The organism is Streptomyces sp. UH6, assembly GCF_013421635.1.
Taxonomy (GTDB): domain Bacteria; phylum Actinomycetota; class Actinomycetes; order Streptomycetales; family Streptomycetaceae; genus Streptomyces; species Streptomyces abyssomicinicus.
Genome location: NZ_JACADT010001364.1, coordinates 1 through 1,153 on the forward strand (window position 1 = coordinate 1; position 1,153 = coordinate 1,153).

Genomic DNA, 1,153 nt, shown 5'->3' on the forward strand with positions numbered 1-1,153 from the left:
TCGCCATCCTGCTGGTCCCGGTCGCCTTCGCGGTGGAGCGGCTGATCAAGCGGGACGCCCTGCGGATCGCCGACGGCGTGCTGGCCGCGGTGCTGGCGCACGGCGTCACCCTCGCCACCGACCTGTGGGTCGCGCGCGCCGCCCCGGACGCCATCCAGGACGCCCTCACCCAGCTCGCGCCCGGCGGCAGCGGCGCCACCGCGGCGCTCACCGACCCGGTGCACGGCTACCTCGCGCCGGTGATCGCGTTCATGACCGCCGTGGGCCTGTCCCGAAGACCGCGGTGGCGGACCGTCCTGTGGATGGTGCTGGTCCTCGACGCCTTCTCCATGCTGGTCAGCGGCTACACCACCCCGTTCTCCATCGTCCTGACCATCCTGATCGGCTGGAGCGTCGCCTACGGCACCCTCTACGCCGTCGGGTCGCCCAACGTCCGGCCCACCGGGCGGACCCTGATGGCCGGACTGCGGCACGTGGGCTTCCGCCCGGCGTCGGCCCGCCAGGAGACGGAGTCCGGCGAGAGCCACGAGAGCGACCGCGGCCGCCGCTACTTCGTCACCCTGGAGGACGGCCGCCCCCTCGACGTCACGGTGGTCGACCGCGAGCAGCAGGCGCAGGCCTTCTACTACCGGGTGTGGCGCAACCTCACGCTGCGCGGCTCGGCCACCCGCCGCAGTCTCCAGTCGCTGCGCCAGGCGCTGGAGCAGGAGGCCCTGCTGGCCTACGCCGCCATCGCGGCCGGCGCCAACGCCCCCAAGCTGATCGCCACCGCCGAGCTGGGCCCGGACGCCGTGATGCTGGTCTACGAGCACACCGGCGGCCGTCCGCTGGACCAGCTGGACGACGCGGAGATCACCGACGAGCTGCTGCGGGACACCTGGCGACAGGTGAAGGCCCTCCAGTCGCGGCGGCTCGCCCACCGCAGGCTGGCGGGCGACGCCATCCTGGTGGATCGTTCGGGCGGGGTCATCCTTTCGGACCTGCGCGGCGGCGAGATCGCCGCCGGCGACCTGCTGCTGCGGATGGACATCGCCCAGCTGCTCACCACGCTCGGCCTGCGGGTCGGCGCCGAGCGCGCGGTGGCCGCCGCGGTGGAGGTGCTGGGACCGGACGCGGTCGCCGACTGCCTGCCCCTGCTCCAGCCCATCGCGCT

At 74.1% G+C, this 1,153-nt stretch carries 1 pseudogene; it reads left to right on the forward strand.

Features of this window, described 5'->3' with window-relative positions:
* Positions 1–1,153, forward strand: a pseudogene (locus HW445_RS31910) (TIGR00374 family protein); the annotation flags it as partial.